Source organism: Salibacterium qingdaonense (genome assembly GCF_900114715.1).
GTDB lineage: Bacteria > Bacillota > Bacilli > Bacillales > Marinococcaceae > Salibacterium > Salibacterium qingdaonense.
Map to the genome: position 1 here is coordinate 199,445 of NZ_FOTY01000004.1, position 20,611 is coordinate 220,055.

Below are 20,611 nucleotides of genomic sequence, written 5' to 3' on the forward strand. Positions count from 1 at the left end.
TCTTTGTTCATGATGCATCCTGGTTTATTTCTGCCCAAAACCAGAAAGTCTGTTTCCTGTCTACAAATGAGAGACATTAAAATAAAGCGGCATGTAAGCCGCTTTATTTAGCATATTCCACTGCTCGGGTTTCCCTGATTACCGTCACCCTGATATGCCCTGGATAGTCCAGGTCATTTTCAATCTGTTTTGTAATATCGCGGGCGAGCCGGTGGGAGGTCACATCATCCACCACGTCCGGCTTAACCATAATGCGGACTTCCCGTCCGGCTTGAATGGCATACGTCTTTTCCACGCCTTCAAACGATTCGGCGATTTCTTCGAGTTTTTCAAGACGCCGGATGTAGGTTTCCAGTGTTTCTCTCCGTGCTCCCGGGCGGGCAGCTGACAAAGTATCTGCTGCGGCAACCAGAGTGGAAATAACAGATGTAGCTTCTGTGTCCCCATGGTGAGAGGCAATGCTGTTAATCACTACATCGTGTTCTTTATACTTCTGAGCAAGCTCCACACCGATTTCCACGTGGCTTCCTTCCACTTCATGGTCAATGGCTTTTCCAATATCGTGAAGCAGTCCGGCTCTTTTCGCCAGCTGTTGGTCTTCACCAAGTTCAGCCGCCATCAATGCGGTAAGATTGGCCACTTCCATCGAGTGCTTCAGCACATTCTGACCGTAACTGGAGCGGAATTTCATCCGTCCAAGAATCTTAATCAGATCAGGATGGAGACCGTGGATGCCCATTTCAAACGTTGTTTCTTCCCCGTATTCACGAATGGCATCATCCACTTCGCGTCTGGATTTTTCCACCGTTTCTTCAATCCGGGCCGGATGAATACGACCGTCCTGAACCAGTTTATCAAGCGCCGTCCGCGCAATCTCGCGGCGGATTGGATCAAAACCGGAAAGAATGACGGCTTCCGGAGTATCATCAATAATGAGATCAATACCTGTCAATGTCTCCAGCGCACGAATGTTTCGGCCTTCCCTGCCGATAATGCGTCCCTTCATTTCATCGTTTGGCAGATTCACTACAGAAACGGTCGTCTCTGCAATATGGTCAGCAGAACACCGCTGGATGGCAAGAGACAGAATTTCGCGCGCCTTCTTGTCGGCTTCCTCTTTGGTCTTTTCTGTGTACTCCTTGACCATTAGTGCTGAATCATGCTCCAGTTCCTGCTGGAGGTCCTGTTTGAGCATTTCTTTGGCTTCTTCTTTTGTTAATCCTGAGATTCTTTCCAACTCTTCCTGCTGCTTAGATAAAATCTCCTCCACTTTGCTGTTTTGCTCTTCCACCTGTCGTTGTTTATCGGCGAGAGATTCTTCTCTCTTTTCCAACGATTCTTCTTTTTTGTCCAAAGTTTCGCTTTTACGGTCGAGAATCTCTTCTTTCTGCATTAAGCGGTTTTCCTGCTTCTGCACTTCATTTCTGCGCCCGCGGAGATCTTCTTCCGCTTCTTCGCGAAGCTTGTGCGCTTCATCTTTGGCTTCCAGCACCGCTTCTTTCTTATCGGCTTCCGCCTGACGGTGGGCGTCATCAATAATTTGTTTGGAAGCCTGTTCCGCACTGGCTATTTTAGCTTCTGCCGTCGACTTACGAACAAAATAACCAATCGATCCACTCAAAGCTGCAACGACAACAAGCAAAATGGAGATGAGAAAGATATTATCCATGTCTTTTCACCTCCTCTTGCTATCCTTTTGTACTTTCTGCCATCCTGCAGAAAGGTGTGTTGTTTTCGGAACTCATACATCATCCGAGGTGGATGATACTGCTAGAATGTTTTGGACACTTATGCCGATCGGCCGCGCCCTGACGTTCCGGTTCTTGGATTTTTGCGTTTTCTAAATAAAAAAAGAGAACACTTCAAACGGTAAACATTCCATGATGCTGAGAAAAGCATCATTCCCCTTAATTGTATCCCTGTGTCAGAACCATGTCAAGACTTGCCACAGCGCACTTCCCCGCGGTATGACGTGAAAAACCCCTCCGGAGGGAGAGGTTATATATCCTTTATTCACGGTTTTGTGTATCAAGCGGCAGCTCTTCTTCTGCGTCTTCCTCTTCAGGTGCTTCAGGCTTGTTCGTATCCAGCTGATAATAAGCCCGGATATTCTGCTCAATGGTATCTGTAACCCGGGGATTTTCCTTCAGGTACTGTTTGGCATTTTCACGCCCCTGGCCGAGGCGCTCTCCTTCATAAGAGTACCAGGCTCCGCTCTTTTGAATAATCTCCAGTTCCGCTCCCATATCAAGCACAGAGCCTTCTCTGGAAATGCCTTCGCCGTACATAATATCGACTTCCGCCTGTTTGAACGGAGGAGCGACCTTATTCTTAACGATTTTCACTCTTGTCTTGTTCCCGACCATGTCATTTCCCTGCTTCAACGTCTCAGCCCGGCGGACCTCAAGACGGACGCTGGAATAGAACTTCAGAGCTCTGCCGCCGGTCGTGGTTTCGGGACTTCCGAACATAACGCCGACTTTCTCCCGGATCTGGTTGATAAACATGGCGATGGAATTGGATTTACTGATGGCACCGGAAAGCTTACGCAGTGCCTGTGACATCAGGCGGGCCTGCAGCCCGACATGGCTGTCTCCCATTTCGCCTTCGATTTCCGCCTTGGGAACAAGAGCGGCAACAGAGTCGACGACAATTATATCAACCGCTGCACTGCGGACGAGAGCTTCTGCAATCTCAAGTGCCTGCTCCCCTGTATCGGGCTGGGAAAGAAGCAGTTCATCAATGTCCACCCCGAGATTCTGGGCATATACCGGGTCCAGCGCATGTTCGGCGTCAATAAAAGCGGCCTGGCCGCCCTGACGCTGTATTTCAGCAATTGAATGAAGAGCGACAGTTGTTTTACCGGAAGATTCCGGCCCGAATACTTCAACGATTCTTCCACGCGGATAACCGCCTACACCCAGGGCTACGTCAACAGCAAGCGCACCGCTGGAAAATGTGGAAACTTTACGTTCCGCCTGTTCACCGAGTTTCATAATGGAGCCTTTCCCAAATTGTTTCTCGATATTTTTCAGCGCCTGATCCAGGGCTGTTTTGCGTTCACTCATCAAGACCTCTCCTTTTTACATGCACTGCTGTTCCCGTTAATCCACCACCGCCCCCGATGCGGCGGCCGGTAACAGGAATCAGGTGCCTGTTTCTTTTGAACGGGGACCGTCTACCTTTATCACCACGTTCATCATATCTTTTTTTCGATCATTTGCCAATAGGGATGACGAACATTTATTCGTTTTTTTAAGCGAACAACCTTTCAGCGGAATATGCCGGATACGGAAAAACTGTCCAAGGCGCTGCCGTTGAACAGTTTATCTCAGGGTTTTACCGGGTCGCCCCTTTTTCCTTTGGAGGACCGGTTTTTTTCGGGCGCGGTTTAGCTGGTTCGAGATTAACACGAGCTCCGTTAATGCGGGAGTAACGGAGAGCTTCATAAACAAATGGAGCCGATTCTTCCGGTACTTCTACGAAAGTGAAGTTTTCAAAAATATCAATACGCCCGACTGCCTTGTCCGAGATCCCCACAGCATCGGAAATTTCCTGAACGAGAATTTTCGGATTCAACCCTACATTGCGGCCTACATTTATAAAGAAACGGATCATTCCCTTGGCAGCTCCTGTTTCTCCAAAGTGATAACCGTCACTTGTTTCATTGATAGACGTAGAGAAATTCATTTTCATCAAGGAACGAATGATGTTTTTCGCATCGTATTCGGCCAGCAGTTCATCTGCAATATCATCAAACAGAGAGAGGTTCTGCTCATCCTGAAACTGATCGATTACCATTTTCTTCCATGATTCCTGTTGTTTTTCGACGACTTCCTCGATCGTAGGAACACTCTGCGCCGGAATGGTCATTTTAATTTCTGACTCAATGGAGCGCAGATGCTTCATCTCTCTTGGTGTCACAAGCGTGAGAGCCTGACCTTTGCGGCCGGCGCGTCCCGTTCTGCCGATACGGTGTACATAGCTTTCCGGATCCTGTGGAATATCGTAGTTAATCACGTGGCTGACATTCTGAACATCGATACCGCGGGCTGCCACGTCTGTCGCGACGAGGAATTCGACCGTGCCTTCACGGAACTTGTTCATAACATCATCACGCTGGGACTGGGTTAAATCCCCGTGCAGGCCGTCGGCAAGATATCCACGCGCCTGCAGCACTTCCGCGAGTTCGGCGACCCCTTTTTTCGTACGGCAGAAAATAATACCGAGTTCCGGGTTCTCGCTGTCCAGAATACGGCACAGGGATTCCTGTTTGTTCCGCTCCAGCACTTTGTAGTACACCTGATCAATCGACGGTGCCGTAACTTCACTTTTGTTGACTGAAATCGTCGTCGGCTGCACCATATATCTCTTCGAAAGTTTACGGATTGCCGGCGGAATGGTAGCAGAAAACAGAAGGGTCTGCCGGTCTACGTTAATCTGTTTGAGAATCGTTTCAATATCATCGATAAAGCCCATATCCAGCATCTCATCGGCTTCATCAAGAACAACCGCGCGCACCCTGTCCAGTTTCAGTGTTTTCCGGCGCAGGTGATCCTGGACACGTCCGGGAGTTCCAATGACGATTTGGACCCCTTGTTTCAACGCTTTAATCTGATGTCCGATGGACTGTCCGCCGTAAATCGGAAGCGTGCGGATATTTAAGTTTTTAGACAGTTTCTGCAGCTCTCCGGAGACTTGAATGGCAAGTTCTCTTGTCGGAGTCAGAATCATCGCCTGCACGTGATCTTCATCAGTAATACGGTTAATCAGCGGGATACCAAATGCAGCCGTTTTCCCTGTTCCTGTCTGAGCCTGGCCGATTAAATCCCTGGATTTTAAAATTTCCGGAATGGCTTTTTCCTGAACCGGGGAAGGTTCTTCAAATCCCATTTCCCGTACGGCCTGCTTTATTTCATCTTTTACTTCAAAATCGTCAAAATACGTCATACGTTACCACCTTTTCTTTTAAAGAAGCCCGCTTTCCACTGACTTGTACAGCGGGAGGGCTGGTTTCAACCGGACGATGATACATTCCCGGCCGGTTCTATCTGTTCAATACGTACCAACATCCGTAATAAACCGCCATCCGCCGGATATGTTCCCGGCTCCCTGACAGTTGAAGGAGGTGCGATTCGATCGTTCCATTTACCGAAATTCCGATCCATACGGTGCCGGGTTCCTTTCCTTCCAGTGTTCCGGGTCCTGCACTTCCTGTGAAACTGATACCAATCGTCGTGCCGTAAAGAACACGAACCTTCTCGGCCATCTGCTCCGCGCATTCTTTGCTGACCGCTCCGAAATCATCAAGAATACTCTGTTCTATTTCCAGCACTTTCGTTTTGGCTTCTTCCGTATAGACAGTGAATGCCCCTTCAAACACATTAGACGCACCAGAAATGTCTACAAGAGCTTTTGAAAACCATCCACCCGTTATACTTTCAGCAGCTGCTATTGTATCATTGCTGCGCCCTAGTTCCGTAACAACCCGGGAAGGCAGCGTTTCCTGATCTTTTCCATAAAGGTAGGAGCCGGCTGTGCGGGTAATATCATGCTCCACATTATCCAGCATTTCTTCCGCTTTTTGACGGTCGGGCGCCTTGGCGGTCAGCCTGACGGTCACTTCCCCATCGGAAGCGAGAGGAGCGATGGTTGGATTTGTCTGCTTCTCAATGATATCAGAAAGCTGTTCTTCCAGACTTGATTCACCGATACCAAAAAAACGGAGTACCCGGGAATGAACCACCGCGTGCTCGTCCAACCGGTTCAGAAGGTAAGGTTTCATACTGTATTCAAACATATGTTTCAATTCACGCGGCGGTCCCGGAAGCAGCAGAAACAGAGAACGCTCCCACACTTGTGCAACACCGCACGCAAAACCTGCTTCATTATAAAATACATCGCTGCCCTCTGTATAGAGCGCCTGCTTCTTATTGTTTTGAGGCATCGGCTTTTCTTTTCCGTCGAAGTAAGATTTCATTTTTTCCATGGTAGGTTCATGAATAACGAGCGGTCTTTCGGTGAGGCGTGCGAGCATATCTTTGGTGAGATCATCCTGCGTGGGCCCGAGTCCGCCTGTAACCACGACGACGTCAGCACGTTCAGCGGCTTCCCGGAATGCTTCAAGAAGACGCGTCTCATTGTCACCAACGACTGTGTGGCGGTACACGTTAATACCGATTCCAGCCAGCTCCTCAGACAGATATTTTCCGTTTGTGTTTGCAATCTGTCCAAGTAGAAGTTCCGAACCTACAGCAATGATTTCTGCATTCATGATTATCCTCTCCGTTCTTTGTTTACATGGAGCCTTTGAAAACGTGGCGGTTCTTCACGAAATAGTCCACTCCCGACACAATGGTTAACAGTACGGCTGTCCACATGAAAATCATACCTGCGGGGATATTCCAGGCGGCAAACGGTACATTGTGCAGAAGCAGCACAGCCAGTGCCAGCATCTGAAACACTGTTTTCCATTTGGCCAGGCCGCTGGCAGCGATAACCATGCCGTCGGAAGCAGCCACCAGTCTCATACCGGTTACAGCAAACTCGCGGCTTAATATAACAATTCCCATCCAGGCCGGTACAAGCTGCAGCTCAATCAGCGAAAGGAGCGCGGCGGTTACGAGAAGCTTATCCGCCAGCGGATCGAGAAATTTTCCAAATGTGCTGACGAGATTATACTTTCTGGCATAGTACCCGTCCAGCCAGTCTGTTGCCGCCGCAATAATGAAAAGAACAGCACCTGCGAGGTGGGGCCAGGGGAGCGTTGTTCCGCTTATTTCAAACTGTCCCGTGGAAAAAGGAACAAGCATTAATACCATAAATACGGGGATCATCAGGATCCGGGCTGTTGTTATTTGGTTGGGCAGATTCATCAAGGTCCCCCCGCTTCTTTCTATTTGCACGGCGTCTGCAGAAATCCATTTTTCATTGTATCATACTGCCGGCACAAACGAGACGAAAAGGCTCCGATTCTTTCACAAAAAAACCCGGGAACTCTGTCGAACCCGGGGCTTTCGTTTATTCGGGCTGTTTATCGAAAATGAGGTGCTGGTGAACAGTCTCATTTGTATTAATCGGATATTCGACCATTTCTCCGTTAAACCGCACTGTCACATTGGGTGAACTGCCGATATTAAGATGAACGTAATTCTCATCGCTCAGATCCATTTCGATGCTGTCGCCCGGCTCCAGACCGGATACATCTTCCAGGTTATTTCCGTTCTCATCCTCCACTGCAAGCCATGCATTTCCGGTGAGCGACAGTTCTATCACCATTTCTCCCGCTCCCGATACATCAAAAATCGAGCGGTTCCCGTTGACCGTTTCTACAAATTCCGGGGTCACGGTCTCGTTTGTTTCATTCGAGTCGTTCGTACCGGCTTCTTCATCCGATGATGAATTTTCGGATCCGCTTTCGCCGCCGTTGTTTCCGGAATCTTCGTCCTCATTATTTTGGGATGAATCGGAATCAGAAGACGCGGGATCTTCTTCTTCCTGATCCTCCTGATTACCCTCCGGTTCCCGGTTGTCCTCGTTTGAGTCCATCTCAATACCCGGTTCTTCATCCGGTGAAGCTCCTTCCGGACTACCTTGATCTGTTCCCTGAACAACGAGATACACCGCCGCTGCTACAACAAGCAGAAAAAGAACCCCTAGCAGAGCGGGCAGTACAGGAGACTTGCGGCGCCCCGTTTTCCCGGCTTTGGGATTGACTTTTTCCGCGCGGGACGGCAGGTCTGTCGTCTGTTGTTTCGGCTGGGGCAGCTCCTTTCCATATGTTTCGAACACATCTTCCGGGTTCAGCCGAAGCGCTTCGGCGTAGCTCTTCACAAAAGCTCTCGTGTAAAAGGAACCGGGGAGGGCATCATACCGGCCTTCTTCAATGGCAGTTAGATACCTCTTTTGTATCTTTGTCATTTCCTGAAGGTTTTCAATCGTAATACCCTGTTCTTCTCTTTTTGTTTTTAAGTATTGACCAAGCTCTGACAATGTTACCACCTACCACTTAACTGATATCAAATGACGAAAAACCGGACTCCACGACCTCATATGTAATCTCTTCGGATTCATTGTTCCGCAGTTCTATCATACAGTCAAAATCATCCAGTGTATACCGTGATTCCCGGACAAATATATCCGGATGCTCCACCACTTTGACGGCGGGCTGTTTCATAATATCGTGCACAAGCTCCTGATGACGGCTGGAAGCTCTCATCATTGATACGATGCCGTCTATAATATAAATATGTCCCTTTTCGAGCTCATCTTCGGCCAGTTGATTACGCACTGTCTGTCGAAGCATCGTGGACGAAATAAAAGACCAGCGTTTATTGGCACACACACTGGCGGCCACCAGCGACTCTGTCTTGCCGACTCTGGGCATGCCCCGTATTCCGACAAGATAATGACGGTCCTTTTTAAACAGTTCAGCCATAAAATCCACAAGCAGCCCGAGTTCATCGCGGACGAAACGAAACGTCTTTTTGCCGTCGGCATCACGCTCAATATAACGGCCGTGCATAACCGCCAGCCTGTCCCGGAGCTGCGGCTCCCTCATTCTGCGCACCGTAATATTATCCATCGTGCCCAGAATCGCACGAAATCGCGCGACCTGATCATCCCGGGAACTGCGGATCAGCATACCGCGCCTTCCATCTTCCACACCGTTTATCGTTACTATATTAATGGAAAGAATGCCCAGAAGAGAAGAAATATCCCCGAGGAGTCCCGGACGGTTTTGATGAATCTCATATTCAAGATACCATTCTTTTTTCTCTTCCATGCTGCTTCCCACCTCTAAAACAGACAAATATATCAGATATATGTCATTTTACGCTATTTTTTTCTGTTTGAATAGTACTATTACAATTTTGAGTACAATATCTAACCTGTCATACATAAAACGGCAGGCTGTATCCGGAAACAGCCTGCCGCATTATTTATTTCGATGAATCAGATTGAACCAGTTTAACCATCATGTTGGCAATGGCGTGCTGCTCCTCTTTGTCTGCAACATGCCAGAGGTCGGATAAAATCCGTTCCTGCTCGTTTTTTGGATCAACCGAATCAGCAAGATACTCACCAACTTCATAGGCCACGTCCGACACGACGCTGTCATTCATGCCTTCCTGCTTCGCCTGATCCAGCCTGCCGTCCAGAAACTGTTTCCATTGATCCCAGTTGTCCATAACCGACATTACTATTTCCTCCTTCCAGAACATTTCTTTTCTAGTCTGCTCCGGTGGAAAAAATATATGTATCATCCGGCGTATGTTTTCACCAGGCTCCGTTAACATCGAGAATGTGTCCATTAATATACGATGCAGCAGGAGTCATCAGAAAACATACAGCTTCCGCTATTTCCCCGGGGCGGGCAAATCGTCCTGCCGGAACTTCTTCAGCCAGTTCGCGCTGCTCGTCTTCGGTAAATTCCTGCATCATAGGGCTGTCCACCATACCAGGGGCCACGGCATTAACACGGATGCCAGAAGGTGCCGTTTCCTTTGCGAGAGCCTTTACGAATGTATTCATACCGCCTTTCATAGCGGAGTATGCTGTCTCAAGCGCTGCACCACGCTCCCCCCAGATCGAAGAAATGAGAACAATTGACCCTTGTTTCCGGGAAATCATACCGGGAAGCAGTTCGTGAACAAGCCACATCGCGTTTAACAGATGAAGATTCGCAAGTTGAAACAATTCTTTCTCCTCCATATCCTGAAACAATCCGTAGGAAGCGGAGCCGCAGTTGTACACAATACGGCCGATTGGACCGTGAAGCTGCGCCGCAAGAGAAGAAGCTCCTCCTGCGGCGGAAAGGTCGGCTTCTATCAGATACACTTCACTGCCGTGTTCTTCACACTGCTTTTTCACACGTTCTGCGTTTTCTCTGGAACGATGATAATGAAGAAAAAGCACCTCGCCCTCCCCGGCCAGGGAACGGGAAACAGCACTGCCTATGGCCCCTCCCGCCCCGGTAATGAGTGTGCCGGTTTTCACGATGACTGCTCCTGTTTTTTCGTAATCCGGGATACCGCCCGGTTATGCTCTTGAAACAACTCCGGAAGCAGTGCCTGAATCTCTTCCATCGTAATTTCTTCCAGGAGCGGGATGACATCAAACAGATATAGTCCGAAAAACGCGTATTCGGTATATTGGTTGGCAAGAAACTCCGGCGAATTCAGCTGTTTCAGGAAAGAGCCGATCTTTTTACGACGGACCACTTCGATTTGGTTCTCGTTTATACCGGTTGATTTTGCGTCTTCCACCGCCTGGATAATACGATCGGCGAGTGCGTCGGGGTCGTTTGTATCTCCGCCGAAGGCCGCAAACGAAAAAGAGCGCTCCAGCATGAATTCCGAAGAAAAAGAATCATCAATCAAACCTTCACGGTAAAGGGATTCATAAACGTCCGATCCGGCCCCGAACAGCGTCTCCAGTAAAATTTCAATGGTCAGTTCATAACGGAGAAGAGCTTTTCCCTCTTTATCCGGTACCGGAATTTTATATCCCACCATACATTTTGGTGTGTTTACGCTCATCGGAACCGTTGATACCCGCTGTACCGCTTCAGCTGGTTCGTCTTCCACTACTCGTTCCACCGGTTCCGGCTCCTTGAATGTCTTTTGCTCCTGATTCTGTTTCACGAGCTCTATGGTGTGGGCAGGGTCTGCATTTCCTGCTACACAGAGGATCATGTTTCCGGGATGATAAAAGGTTTCATAACACGTATACAGGTCTTCCTTTGAAATCTGCTGAATGGAATCCACCGTCCCCGCAATATCTATCTTCACAGGATGATGGTGATAAAGGGAGGACAACAGATGGAAAAACAGCTGCCAGTCCGGGTTATCATCATACATTCTTATTTCCTGTCCGATAATACCTTTTTCTTTTTCCACGGATTCATCGGTGAAATAAGGGTGCTGCACGAAATCAAGAAGGGTTGTTAAATTTTTGTCGACTTCCTGGGTACTTGAAAAGAGATAAGCGGTTTTCGTGAAGCTCGTAAAAGCATTAGCCGAGGCTCCCTGCTCCCCGAAAGTCTGGAAAACATCTCCTTTTTCGTCTTCAAACATTTTGTGTTCCAGAAAATGAGCAATTCCATCCGGAACGTTTACCGGCTCATTTTTGCCGATTGGTACAAAACGATTGTCGATGGAACCGTAATTCGTTGTAAAAACAGCAAACGTCTTCTGAAAATCCTGTTTTGGAATCACTAAGACTGTCAGCCCGTTCGGCAGTACTTCTTTATGCACCGTTTCCTGTACCTGCTCGAATGTCAGCGTTTCACTCATGTATGATCCTCCTCATTTCTCAGAAAGTAAGCCGTATCCAGTACGGTTCTTGCAGCACAGTCTGTCACATCTTCACGGTTCACGTCTTCAATCTGTTTCAGCCAGTTCTCAAATGGACGCCGGTGCTGTGCCATGCGCTGCTGGTAATACAATTCAATCAACCCACGCGGGTGGTCCATTGTCTCCAGCAGCTGATTTTTCAACATTGTTTTCGTCTGTTCCAGGTCTTCATCGGTAAACAATCCCCCGCGGATATCCTCCATCTGCTGTTTAATGATGGTGGACGCTTTTTCGTAATCTCCCGGTTCAATACCCGCCATAACCAAAATGATGCCTTTCTGGCTTTCATAGCGGGAAGCGGCGTAATAGGCCATGCTTTCTTTTTCCCTGACATTGATGAACAATTTGGAATTCGGAAAGCCTCCAAACATTCCGTTCATCACCTGCATCGCCGAGAATTGTTCGTCGGCAAATGTTACAGGCGTCCGGTACCCAAGATGCAGTTTGCCCTGCTGAATATCATCTGTTTCCAGTACTTCTTTTTCCTCAGTCTGCTTTTTCTCTTGCGTTTCCGGAGAAATGGATGAATCTTGCGGATGAGGGGAGACTGAAAAAACTGAAACGGCTTTTTGTGCTTCATCAGTTGTTACATTTCCTAAAATGTACAGGCACATATCATCCCCGGCAAGCATGCGGCGGTATTCGTTCATCAAATCCTGCGCGGTAAGATGTTCTACATCCTCTGCTTCTCCGTACGGATGAACGGAAAATGGTTCTCCACTGCACATATGTTCAATGAGACGTTTATTCGCATACCGCATTTTGTCATCATAAATGGACTGAATCCTCTGAATCAGCGCCCTTTTCTCTTCGTTGATGACCTGCTCATCAAATGTCCCATCCGGTAGATATGGGTTTTCCAGAACCTGCTGCAAAAAAAATACGCTTTCCTGAAACAATGGAGGAGCATTCTTAATGAAGTTTTCGTTCGCAATTTCCATTTTTACTGAAATAACGTGATGTTCGCCTTTTCGCTGAACATCAGCGTGTAAAGAAGAACCGTACAGTTCATCCAGGTAACGGCGGATTGATTTGCGCGAGCGGTGGGTGTCTGTGGCACTCTGCAGAACACTTGCCAGCAGAGCCCGGGCGGCTGCCGTTTTTCTCTGTAACGTCGTTTTGATCTGCAGAACAAGCGTCGTCGTTTTATATTTTTCTGTCGGTATGATCCGGACATCCAGACCATGACTGTCTACTGTTTTTTCCTCAAGCATGCTTTTTTATCCTCCTTCTTCTCATCCACGTTCCCCGGCAGAAGGTTCCTCCCCGGAGTCGTGCACTGCACTGACCAGAACTTCCCGTGGTTTACTGCCGCCGTACGGACCTACAATACCGCGCATTTCCATCTCATCAATGAGCCGGGCCGCCCTTGTATACCCGATTCGGAATCTCCGCTGGAGCATGGAGACTGATGCGCTCTGCATATGCACAATCAGTTCCACGGCATCAGGATACAGTTCATCATCCACTTCATCCTGATTCTCCGGCTGTTCTTCCGGTATCATTTCTTCCTGATAGGCTGCTTTTTGCTGGGCCACAACAGCCTCTACCACTTTTTCCACTTCCTCATCCGATACGAAAGCGCCCTGCACACGGGTCGACTTGTTCGAACCGACAGACTGAAAAAGCATATCTCCTTTGCCAAGCAGCTTCTCTGCCCCTCCTGCATCGAGTATAGTCCGGGAGTCTGTTTGACTCGATACACCAAAGGCAATCCGGGAGGGGATATTTGCTTTAATAACGCCGGTGATAACATCAACCGACGGCCGCTGCGTGGCAATAATCATGTGTATACCTGCTGCTCTGGCCATCTGGGCAAGTCTTGTAATGGCATCTTCCACTTCACTTGAAGCGACCATCATCAAATCGGCAAGTTCATCCACGACAACGACAATGTACGGAAGTTCAGGATGATGCTCTCCTGTCTTTTCATTTTGTTTTTTCACCCATTCATTGTATCCTTCCATGTTTCTCGTTCCCGACTGGGAGAACAAATCATAACGCCGTTCCATTTCAGCAACTACTTTTTTCAGGGCCTGTGCCGCTTTTTTCGGCTCCGTGACAACGGGGGACAGAAGGTGGGGAACTCCGTTGTACACATTCAATTCCACCATTTTCGGATCAATCATCATCAGTTTAACTTCGTTTGGCTTTGCCTTCATTAAGATACTGGTAATAATCCCGTTAATACAGACACTTTTGCCGCTTCCGGTAGCCCCGGCAACAAGCAGATGGGGCATCTTATCAAGAGCGGCGAGAACCGGTTCTCCAGAGATATCGCGCCCGAGTGCGACCGAAAGGATGTGATCATCCCGCAGATAACCTGCCTCAATTACCTCCCGCAGCGTTACCATGGCAACCTCGGTATTTGGGACTTCAATGCCGATCGCAGCTTTACCGGGAATAGGCGCCTCCATCCGGATGCCGCTTGCAGCAAGCGCCAAAGCTAAATCATCTGCGAGGTTGACAATTTTACTCACCTTCACTCCGGTGTCCGGCTGCACTTCGTATTTGGTCACCGCCGGACCAAGATGCACCTCATTCACTTTTGCCTTTACTCCGAAGCTCTGCAGCGTTTCTTCCAGTGTTCTCGCATTGGAAGAAATCAAATTCCGCTCCTGTTCCTGCGAATTATAAGAAGAAGTACCGAGTATACTGATAGGAGGAAGCTCATAATTCTCGTTTTCCGTTTCATCCGGAAGAAGCGGAGCCTGGTTTTGCTCATGACTTTCTACGGACACGGCGTCCGCCTTATTTGGTTCTTCATTTGTAGTATGAACGTCTCCCTGCTCCCTATTCGCCTGGACCTTATCCCCATCCTGTTTTTGTTCCGAAGGAGGATAGGCGTTTTCGGCAAAATTATAAATGACGGGAGTTTCTTCGCTGGTGGAATCCGGCGTCTTCTTCTCATTATCATTAGAAGGAGGGACTGAAGCAGACTGCTTCTTTGTCTGTTTCGACTGCTGCTGCTTTTTTTCCTTTACTTCTTTTGATTTTTCCTGAAAAAAAGCACGGATGGTGCTCCATACAGGAGCCCCTTTGTTCATCCCGTACCGGGCGACATCCTGCAGCGACAGGCCGGTGACGAGTAAAAACGAAAGAAGGAACAAAAAGATGGATACAACCCGCGTTCCGCCGGCGTCAAATAAAAAGCGGCTGAACACAAACAGAACCGCACCGATCATGCCTCCCCCCAGATCATCAACTGTTCCGCTTCCAAATGGATCCAGCATAAACAGTTCAAACGTTATGACAATGGCTGAGTCTTCAGGGTACCCGCCCGTTTCGCCGAGGTTTTCAAACATTTGAACATGGGTAAGGAGCAGAATCGTAAGCACAGCAAGATAAATTCCACTCATTCGTTTACCGGTAAGCGGCGGGGCGCTTCTTTTAACGATGAACACGACCGCTGTCCATAACAATGCAGCTGTTAGAAGGACCGCCCATTCTCCGGCAAGAAAACGAAACAGGGACTGAATGACATCTCCAGCAAGTCCCAGATGGAAAAGAGCCAGGATACCGGCGGTAAATAAAATCAGTCCGGTTAATTCAAATTTCAGCTGGGCTTTCCACTGTCTCGATTTTTTTGTTCCGCGTTTTTTCCGCTTGGATTTCTGGGCCATTTTTATTTCCCTGCCTTCCGGTTCCGGTTTTCCTATGTATAGAACGAAGCAGGCTGCCTCCAGTTAACGATATAGAGACAGCCTGCGCATCACACGCTCTGTTTTCTATTATAGCATACCTCCCGCTCTATTCCTTCCCTTCTACAGAAGATCATTATGATGGATTCCAGACCGCTCCCGGCTGACAGGCAGGCTGAAGATAATCCTGCGGATCGGAGCTTTGAAGCGCATGAACAATCCATTCTTTCTGTTCATTTTTATACAGTGTCACTATACCCGATCCGGTTTCCACCGTTTTCATTTCCATCTGCGTTCCGGCTTCAGAAGGAAATACTGCTTCCGGGGGCATAGGGGTATAAAGTATCATTGAAGCATGTCCCCTTCCGTTTCTTCCATCATCTCATTCAGCCGGGAAAGAGCAGCGCCGATTCCGCCTACTGCATCAATCAGGCCGTGCTTCACAGCATCTTCACCGATTACGTTTGTGCCGATATCACGGGTCAGGTTTCCCTTGGCGAACATCAGGTCTTTAAACGTTTCTTCCGAAATATCTGAATGCCGGGTCACAAAGTTGATGACACGTTCCTGCATTTTTTCAAGATATTCAAAGGTTTGCGGGACACCGATAACAAGACCGTTCAGCCGGATTGGGTGAATCGTCATCGTCGCTGTTTCAGCAATATGGGAATAATCCGCGGCGACAGCAATTGGCACACCGATAGAGTGACCTCCCCCAAGAACAAGGGTGGTTGTTGGTTTACTCATGCTTGCCACCATCTCTGCAATAGCAAGACCTGCTTCTACATCTCCACCAACAGTGTTGAGTACCAGCATCAACCCCTTAATTTTCGGATTCTGCTCGACTGCTACGAGCTGGGGAATAATATGTTCATATTTGGTGGTCTTATTTTGAGGCGGGAGCTGCATGTGCCCTTCAATCTGGCCGACGACGGTAATGCAATGAATATTGGAGTTTTCCATGTCAGCAACATTGGTCTGCCCAAGCTCCTGTATTTTCTGGACGAGACTGTTTTTCTGATCGTCCTGCTCCGTCTTTCCGGGAGGGTTATCCGTACCAGGGTCCTGTGTTTTTTCAGGTTCCGGGGATTCATTGGTATTTTGTTCACGCGTCATAGTGAAACCTCCTTTTTTTTATCCATTTCTAGTATGAATCAATCCGCCTTTTCTCATTCTCTTCCATTGATTTCATCAGATAAATAAAAGGATCCCAAACATAACAGTATCCGCAACGTTAAAAACGCTTCCGACTATCATGTTTGATAATCGGAAGCGTTTTGTTTTAAAGAATCCATTTTGGGGCAGCATCGATGTCTTGTCATTTTCGAGCGCATGTCAGCGTATATGACTGCTGCTGTGTACCCTCAGACTTCCATAATAATCGGCAGAATCATCGGACGCCGTTTCGTTTTTTCATATAGAAAACGGCTGAGCACATCCCTGATGTTGCTTTTGAGTGTAGACCATTCTTTCACGTTTTCACTTAATGCTTTTTCCAAAGTCGTTTTCACTTTCGTATTGGCTTCTTCCATTAATTCCTCTGATTCGCGGACGTACACAAATCCTCTGGAAATAATGTCAGGACCGGAAACGATGCCGGTTGATTTTTTATTCAATGTGACGACAACGACCAGAATTCCATCTTCAGAAAGGAGGCGGCGGTCGCGCAGGACGATATTGCCTACATCCCCGACGCCAAGGCCGTCAATCAGTACATTGCCGGAGGGTACCTTGCCGGAGCGTTTCGCTTTTTTGTTCGTAAATTCAACAACTTCCCCTTTATCGAGGAGGAATGTATTATCCGGTGATACACCTGCTGTTTCTGCCAGTTCACCATGAGCCTGCTGCATCCGGAATTCACCGTGCACCGGAATAAAGTGGGTCGGACGGAGCAGGTTGAGCATCAACATCAGTTCTTCCTGAAAGCCGTGTCCGGAAGCATGTACGTTTTCACGGCCGTAGATAACTTCCGCTCCGAGCTGATAAAGAAAATCAATCAGGCGCGATACCGACTTTTCGTTTCCTGCTTTCGGATTGGCGGCAATAACCACCGTATCGCCTTTTTCCACCGCCAGTTCGTGGTGGGAGCCTTTAGCCATCTGGGTCAACGCCGACATCGGTTCGCCCTGGCTGCCGGTACATAAAACAGCTGTATTCGCGGGGTCCATATTTTCCACTTCAGACGGTTCGACAAATATGTCATCCGGGCAGTGCAGGTAACCAAGCTTTTGGGATATCTCAATCACCTTGTTTATCGAATGGCCGACGACAGCGATTTTGCGCTGCTCACTTTGTGCTGCATTAATCACCTGCTGAATGCGGTGTACATTGGAAGCAAACGTCGTCACAATGATTCGCCCCTGCGCTTCCTGAAACATTTCGGCAATACCGTATCCGGTTGACGTTTCCGATGGGGACGTCCCGGGAATCTCTGCATTAGTGCTGTCCGAAAGCAGACATAAAACGCCCCGCTTTCCAATCCGGGTGAGCTTGTCTATATCTGTATAGCGGCCGTCAACCGGATTCTGGTCAAATTTAAAATCACCTGTGTGGACAATAAGTCCCTGCGGTGTTTCTATACTGATTCCCACCGAATCGGGAATACTGTGCGTGACACGGAAAAAATGGATAGGAAACTGCCCGACCGTAATACGGCTTTCTCCGTGAATCTGGCGAAGGTCCGCTTTTTTACGCAGACCCTTTTCTTTTAAGTGATCTTCCACAAGTCCAATTGTTAATTTCGTTCCATATACAGGCGCATGAATCTTGCGGAGAATATAGGCCAGTGCCCCGATATGGTCCTCGTGACCATGAGTAATAATAATGCCGCGTACCTTTTCTTTATTCTGGACAAGATAAGAGATATCGGGGATCACAACGTCCACACCGAGCATATCATCCTCGGGGAACATCCATCCTGCATCGATAACAAGTATTTCTTCTTCTGTTTCAACGACATACATGTTTTTGCCAAGCTCTCCCAAACCTCCGAGCGCAAACACACGTATCGTATCTAAAGACTGCTTTGCCAACGTTATTTCCTCCTAAATATACCATTGTAAATATTACTGCAGCGTTACACCGTATTTATACACCCCAGGGCATTCCGCAGCCTGCGGCACACTTCTCCCAAGGCTCTCTTTCCACGGCGGCGGGAAAGACTGGTCAGTCTATGAAAAATTTCACACCCGAACATATCACTTCTTTGTAGTATAACCTAAACAGAAATGAGAATACAAGTCTCTTCTATTGCTGTACAGCGAAAATTAGTTCTATGTTTTCAGAACTGCCGGAATGTTACGCCGGATGCAAATCCGGTTCCGTCAAAATGGGAATGGGACAGAATCATCAACAGATAAAAATTTTCCGGCCGATTCGTAAAAGAACCGGCCGGAAAATTTTTATCACCAGACTGTCTCTCCCTCAAAATACTGTACTTAGTAATTGCTTTTTCATCAAGGTTCAAAATGTTCAGTTTTTATCTCCGGCCCGGGATCAAACGTCTTTTTTAGTTGAGTAACTTCTGCACCGGTTAAGGGCAGAAGCGGGGCTCTTGTGTATCTTGAAATCAAACCCAGCTGTTCGAGCATCCCTTTGACTGGTGCCGGGCTTGGGGTCATAAAGCATGCTTTCATTTTCGGCAGTAAAGAACGATGCAGAGAAGCCGCCTGGGCCGGATTTCCATCTGCAAAACGATCAATCATGGTGCTCATCTCACGTCCTGCAATATGGGAGGCAACCGATACAGCGCCTGTTCCCCCAACCGACATAAGCGGCAGAGTAGATGAATCATCCCCGCTGTACACTTGAAAATAGTCCGGAGTATGCTCAATAACGTGCGAAATCTGATCAAAGTCTCCGCTTGCTTCTTTCACAGAACGTATATTTGATATGCCCGTCATATGAAGCAGCGTTTTTGGCTCAAGGTTGACGATACAGCGGCCCGGAATATTATAAATCATGACCGGCAGCGACGGAGCGGCTTCTGCCACTCTTTTGAAGTGATGATACATTCCTTCCTGACTGGGCTTGCTGTAATAAGGTGTGACTGCCATAATGCCGTCTATGTCACAGGACACAGCTTTTTGTGTAATCTGCTCGGAATAGGCAGTATCGTTTGTGCCCGTTCCTGCTATAACGGCTGCGCGCGTCCCTGCAATCTCTTTCACCCTTCGAAACAAAGCCAGCTTTTCGTCGGTGGATAAAGTGGGAGATTCCCCGGTCGTTCCGGCCACCACCAAACCCTTCGAACCAGTGGCCAGCAGATGCTCTACTAGTGGTTCAAGCGCCTCCCAGTCAATGGCGCCGCTGCTGTCAAACGGGGTGACCATGGCGGTAATTAATCGATCAAATTCCAATCCTTTTCCGCCCCTTTCTTCATAGCTGTTGCTGCGGGCTTCAGCTTGAACGGTTCAGACAGAACGCATCGTGAAGCGCCGACACTGCCTGCTTTTCATTACTGGAGGAGACGAGCACCCAAATCGTTGTGTGGGAATCCGACGCCTGATAGATTTCAATATCGTATTTCGCCAGGGCATCAATCATGGTTGCAGCGACGCCGGGAATACCGGTCATTCCCGCTCCAACCGCCGATATTTTCGTACAGCCTTCCAGACACTCAGGTTCGTATCCCCTTTGCTCCAGCCGCCGCACCGCTTCCGGAGCACGTTCTGATGGAACAGTATACAAAACAGCGGAAGGCTGGATCGAGATAAAATCAACCGAAATACCCGCATCCGCCATTTCCCGGAATACATTCTGCTGCAAAGAGCCGTCCTCAACACTCCGAACGGTAATCCGCGTCAGTCCGGATTTATGAGCAATCCCTGTCACCTGTCGTTTCCCGGATCCCGACGCTGCGCTCCGCGAAGAAATCCACGTGCCCGGCCTATCAGATATCGTGGAACGGATGCGCATCGGGATACCGCCCTGTCTTGCTGTTTCCACTGCCCGTGGATGAACGACACGCGCTCCGTGCACTGCCAGATTACTTACTTCTTCGTATGTCACTGCCGTCAGCAGTGATGCTTCTTTGACAATTCCCGGATCTGCTGTCATCACGCCATCCACATCCGTAAAAATTTCCACGACTTCCGCTTGAAGAGCTGCGCCGAGTGCAGCGGCGGTCGTGTCACTTCCACCCCTGCCAAGTGTTGTAATGTCAGGGCCGGATGTTCCCTGAAATCCTGCCACAACAGCTGCATCGATATGTTCAAACGCCTCTTCAAGAAAACTTGTTTGTACTTCTTCGATGCCGGCGTCCCCGAACGTATTGTTCGTCCGGATGCCGGCCTGGCCTCCCGTAAAAGCCATGGTTTCAAGACCTGATGCCCGAAGCTGTTCACTAAAAACAACCGCGGAGATGACTTCCCCGCAGGAAAGCAGAAGATCCTGCTCCCTCCGCGGCGCCGGCGTTTTTTCGTCCCGAATCAGATCAGAAAGGGTGTCAGTCGCATAAGGACTTCCTTTGCGTCCCATGGCTGACACCACCACGACGACTTTCATCCCGCTCTCTACAGCCCGCTTCACATGAGCACATGCAGCAGACCTGGTGTTTTCATCTTGTACGGACGTTCCTCCAAATTTTTGAACCATGACTTTCATGAGTGTATC

General features: G+C 48.5%; 17 protein-coding genes. All 17 read right to left on the minus strand.

What is annotated here, in order from left to right; genetic code table 11:
• Positions 1-103 precede the first annotated feature (103 nt).
• The 17 genes from rny to dapG all read right to left on the minus strand — a co-directional run bounded on the left by rny (position 104) and on the right by dapG (position 20,602).
• On the minus strand, positions 104-1,669 hold the full coding sequence (gene rny, locus BM058_RS05665) for a ribonuclease Y (protein WP_090926053.1): 1,566 nt from the start codon (positions 1,667-1,669) through the stop codon (positions 104-106).
• Positions 1,670-2,009: 340 nt separating this feature from the next.
• Positions 2,010-3,068: a recombinase RecA gene (gene recA, locus BM058_RS05670; protein WP_090926054.1), complete on the minus strand. Its 1,059-nt coding sequence runs from the start codon at positions 3,066-3,068 to the stop codon at positions 2,010-2,012.
• 271 nt (positions 3,069-3,339) lie between these two features.
• The gene (locus BM058_RS05675; protein ID WP_090926055.1) at positions 3,340-4,950 is read right to left on the minus strand and encodes a DEAD/DEAH box helicase; all 1,611 of its coding nucleotides are present in this window, start codon (positions 4,948-4,950) and stop codon (positions 3,340-3,342) included.
• 97 nt (positions 4,951-5,047) lie between these two features.
• Positions 5,048-6,274, minus strand: coding sequence for a competence/damage-inducible protein A (locus BM058_RS05680; RefSeq protein WP_090926056.1), 1,227 nt, complete (start codon positions 6,272-6,274; stop codon positions 5,048-5,050).
• A gap of 22 nt (positions 6,275-6,296) precedes the next feature.
• On the minus strand, positions 6,297-6,875 hold the full coding sequence (gene pgsA, locus BM058_RS05685; RefSeq protein WP_090926057.1) for a CDP-diacylglycerol--glycerol-3-phosphate 3-phosphatidyltransferase: 579 nt from the start codon (positions 6,873-6,875) through the stop codon (positions 6,297-6,299).
• 145 nt (positions 6,876-7,020) lie between these two features.
• Positions 7,021-7,992, minus strand: coding sequence for a helix-turn-helix domain-containing protein (locus BM058_RS05690; protein ID WP_177195446.1), 972 nt, complete (start codon positions 7,990-7,992; stop codon positions 7,021-7,023).
• Between the two features lie 16 nt (positions 7,993-8,008).
• Entirely contained in the window at positions 8,009-8,785 is a 777-nt protein-coding gene (locus BM058_RS05695; protein WP_090926059.1) for a DUF3388 domain-containing protein, read from the minus strand.
• A 157-nt stretch (positions 8,786-8,942) separates the two neighbouring features.
• Positions 8,943-9,200, minus strand: a complete 258-nt coding sequence (locus BM058_RS05700) for a DUF3243 domain-containing protein (RefSeq protein WP_090926060.1) — start codon at positions 9,198-9,200, stop codon at positions 8,943-8,945.
• A 79-nt stretch (positions 9,201-9,279) separates the two neighbouring features.
• Entirely contained in the window at positions 9,280-9,999 is a 720-nt protein-coding gene (ymfI, locus tag BM058_RS05705) for an elongation factor P 5-aminopentanone reductase (RefSeq protein WP_177195447.1), read from the minus strand.
• Entirely contained in the window at positions 9,996-11,297 is a 1,302-nt protein-coding gene (gene yfmH, locus BM058_RS05710) for an EF-P 5-aminopentanol modification-associated protein YfmH (protein ID WP_090926062.1), read from the minus strand. Before yfmH ends, ymfI begins: the two co-directional genes overlap by 4 nt.
• Complete coding sequence (gene yfmF, locus BM058_RS05715; protein ID WP_090926063.1) at positions 11,294-12,571, minus strand: EF-P 5-aminopentanol modification-associated protein YfmF; 1,278 nt, start codon at positions 12,569-12,571, stop codon at positions 11,294-11,296. The genes yfmH and yfmF overlap by 4 nt, the downstream gene beginning before the upstream one ends.
• Positions 12,572-12,592: 21 nt before the next feature.
• Entirely contained in the window at positions 12,593-14,980 is a 2,388-nt protein-coding gene (locus BM058_RS05720) for a DNA translocase FtsK (RefSeq protein WP_090926064.1), read from the minus strand.
• A 154-nt stretch (positions 14,981-15,134) separates the two neighbouring features.
• Positions 15,135-15,347: a YlzJ-like family protein gene (locus BM058_RS05725; RefSeq protein WP_090926065.1), complete on the minus strand. Its 213-nt coding sequence runs from the start codon at positions 15,345-15,347 to the stop codon at positions 15,135-15,137.
• On the minus strand, positions 15,344-16,114 hold the full coding sequence (locus BM058_RS05730; protein WP_090926066.1) for a ClpP family protease: 771 nt from the start codon (positions 16,112-16,114) through the stop codon (positions 15,344-15,346). The genes BM058_RS05725 and BM058_RS05730 overlap by 4 nt, the downstream gene beginning before the upstream one ends.
• Before the next feature lie 248 nt (positions 16,115-16,362).
• Positions 16,363-18,030, minus strand: coding sequence for a ribonuclease J (locus BM058_RS05735; protein ID WP_090926067.1), 1,668 nt, complete (start codon positions 18,028-18,030; stop codon positions 16,363-16,365).
• A 423-nt stretch (positions 18,031-18,453) separates the two neighbouring features.
• Positions 18,454-19,356 carry a 4-hydroxy-tetrahydrodipicolinate synthase gene (dapA, locus tag BM058_RS05745; RefSeq protein WP_090926069.1) on the minus strand — a complete coding sequence of 301 codons (903 nt, stop codon included), beginning with the start codon at positions 19,354-19,356 and terminating at the stop codon, positions 18,454-18,456.
• A 40-nt stretch (positions 19,357-19,396) separates the two neighbouring features.
• On the minus strand, positions 19,397-20,602 hold the full coding sequence (gene dapG / locus BM058_RS05750) for an aspartate kinase (RefSeq protein ID WP_090926108.1): 1,206 nt from the start codon (positions 20,600-20,602) through the stop codon (positions 19,397-19,399).
• Positions 20,603-20,611 lie beyond the last annotated feature (9 nt).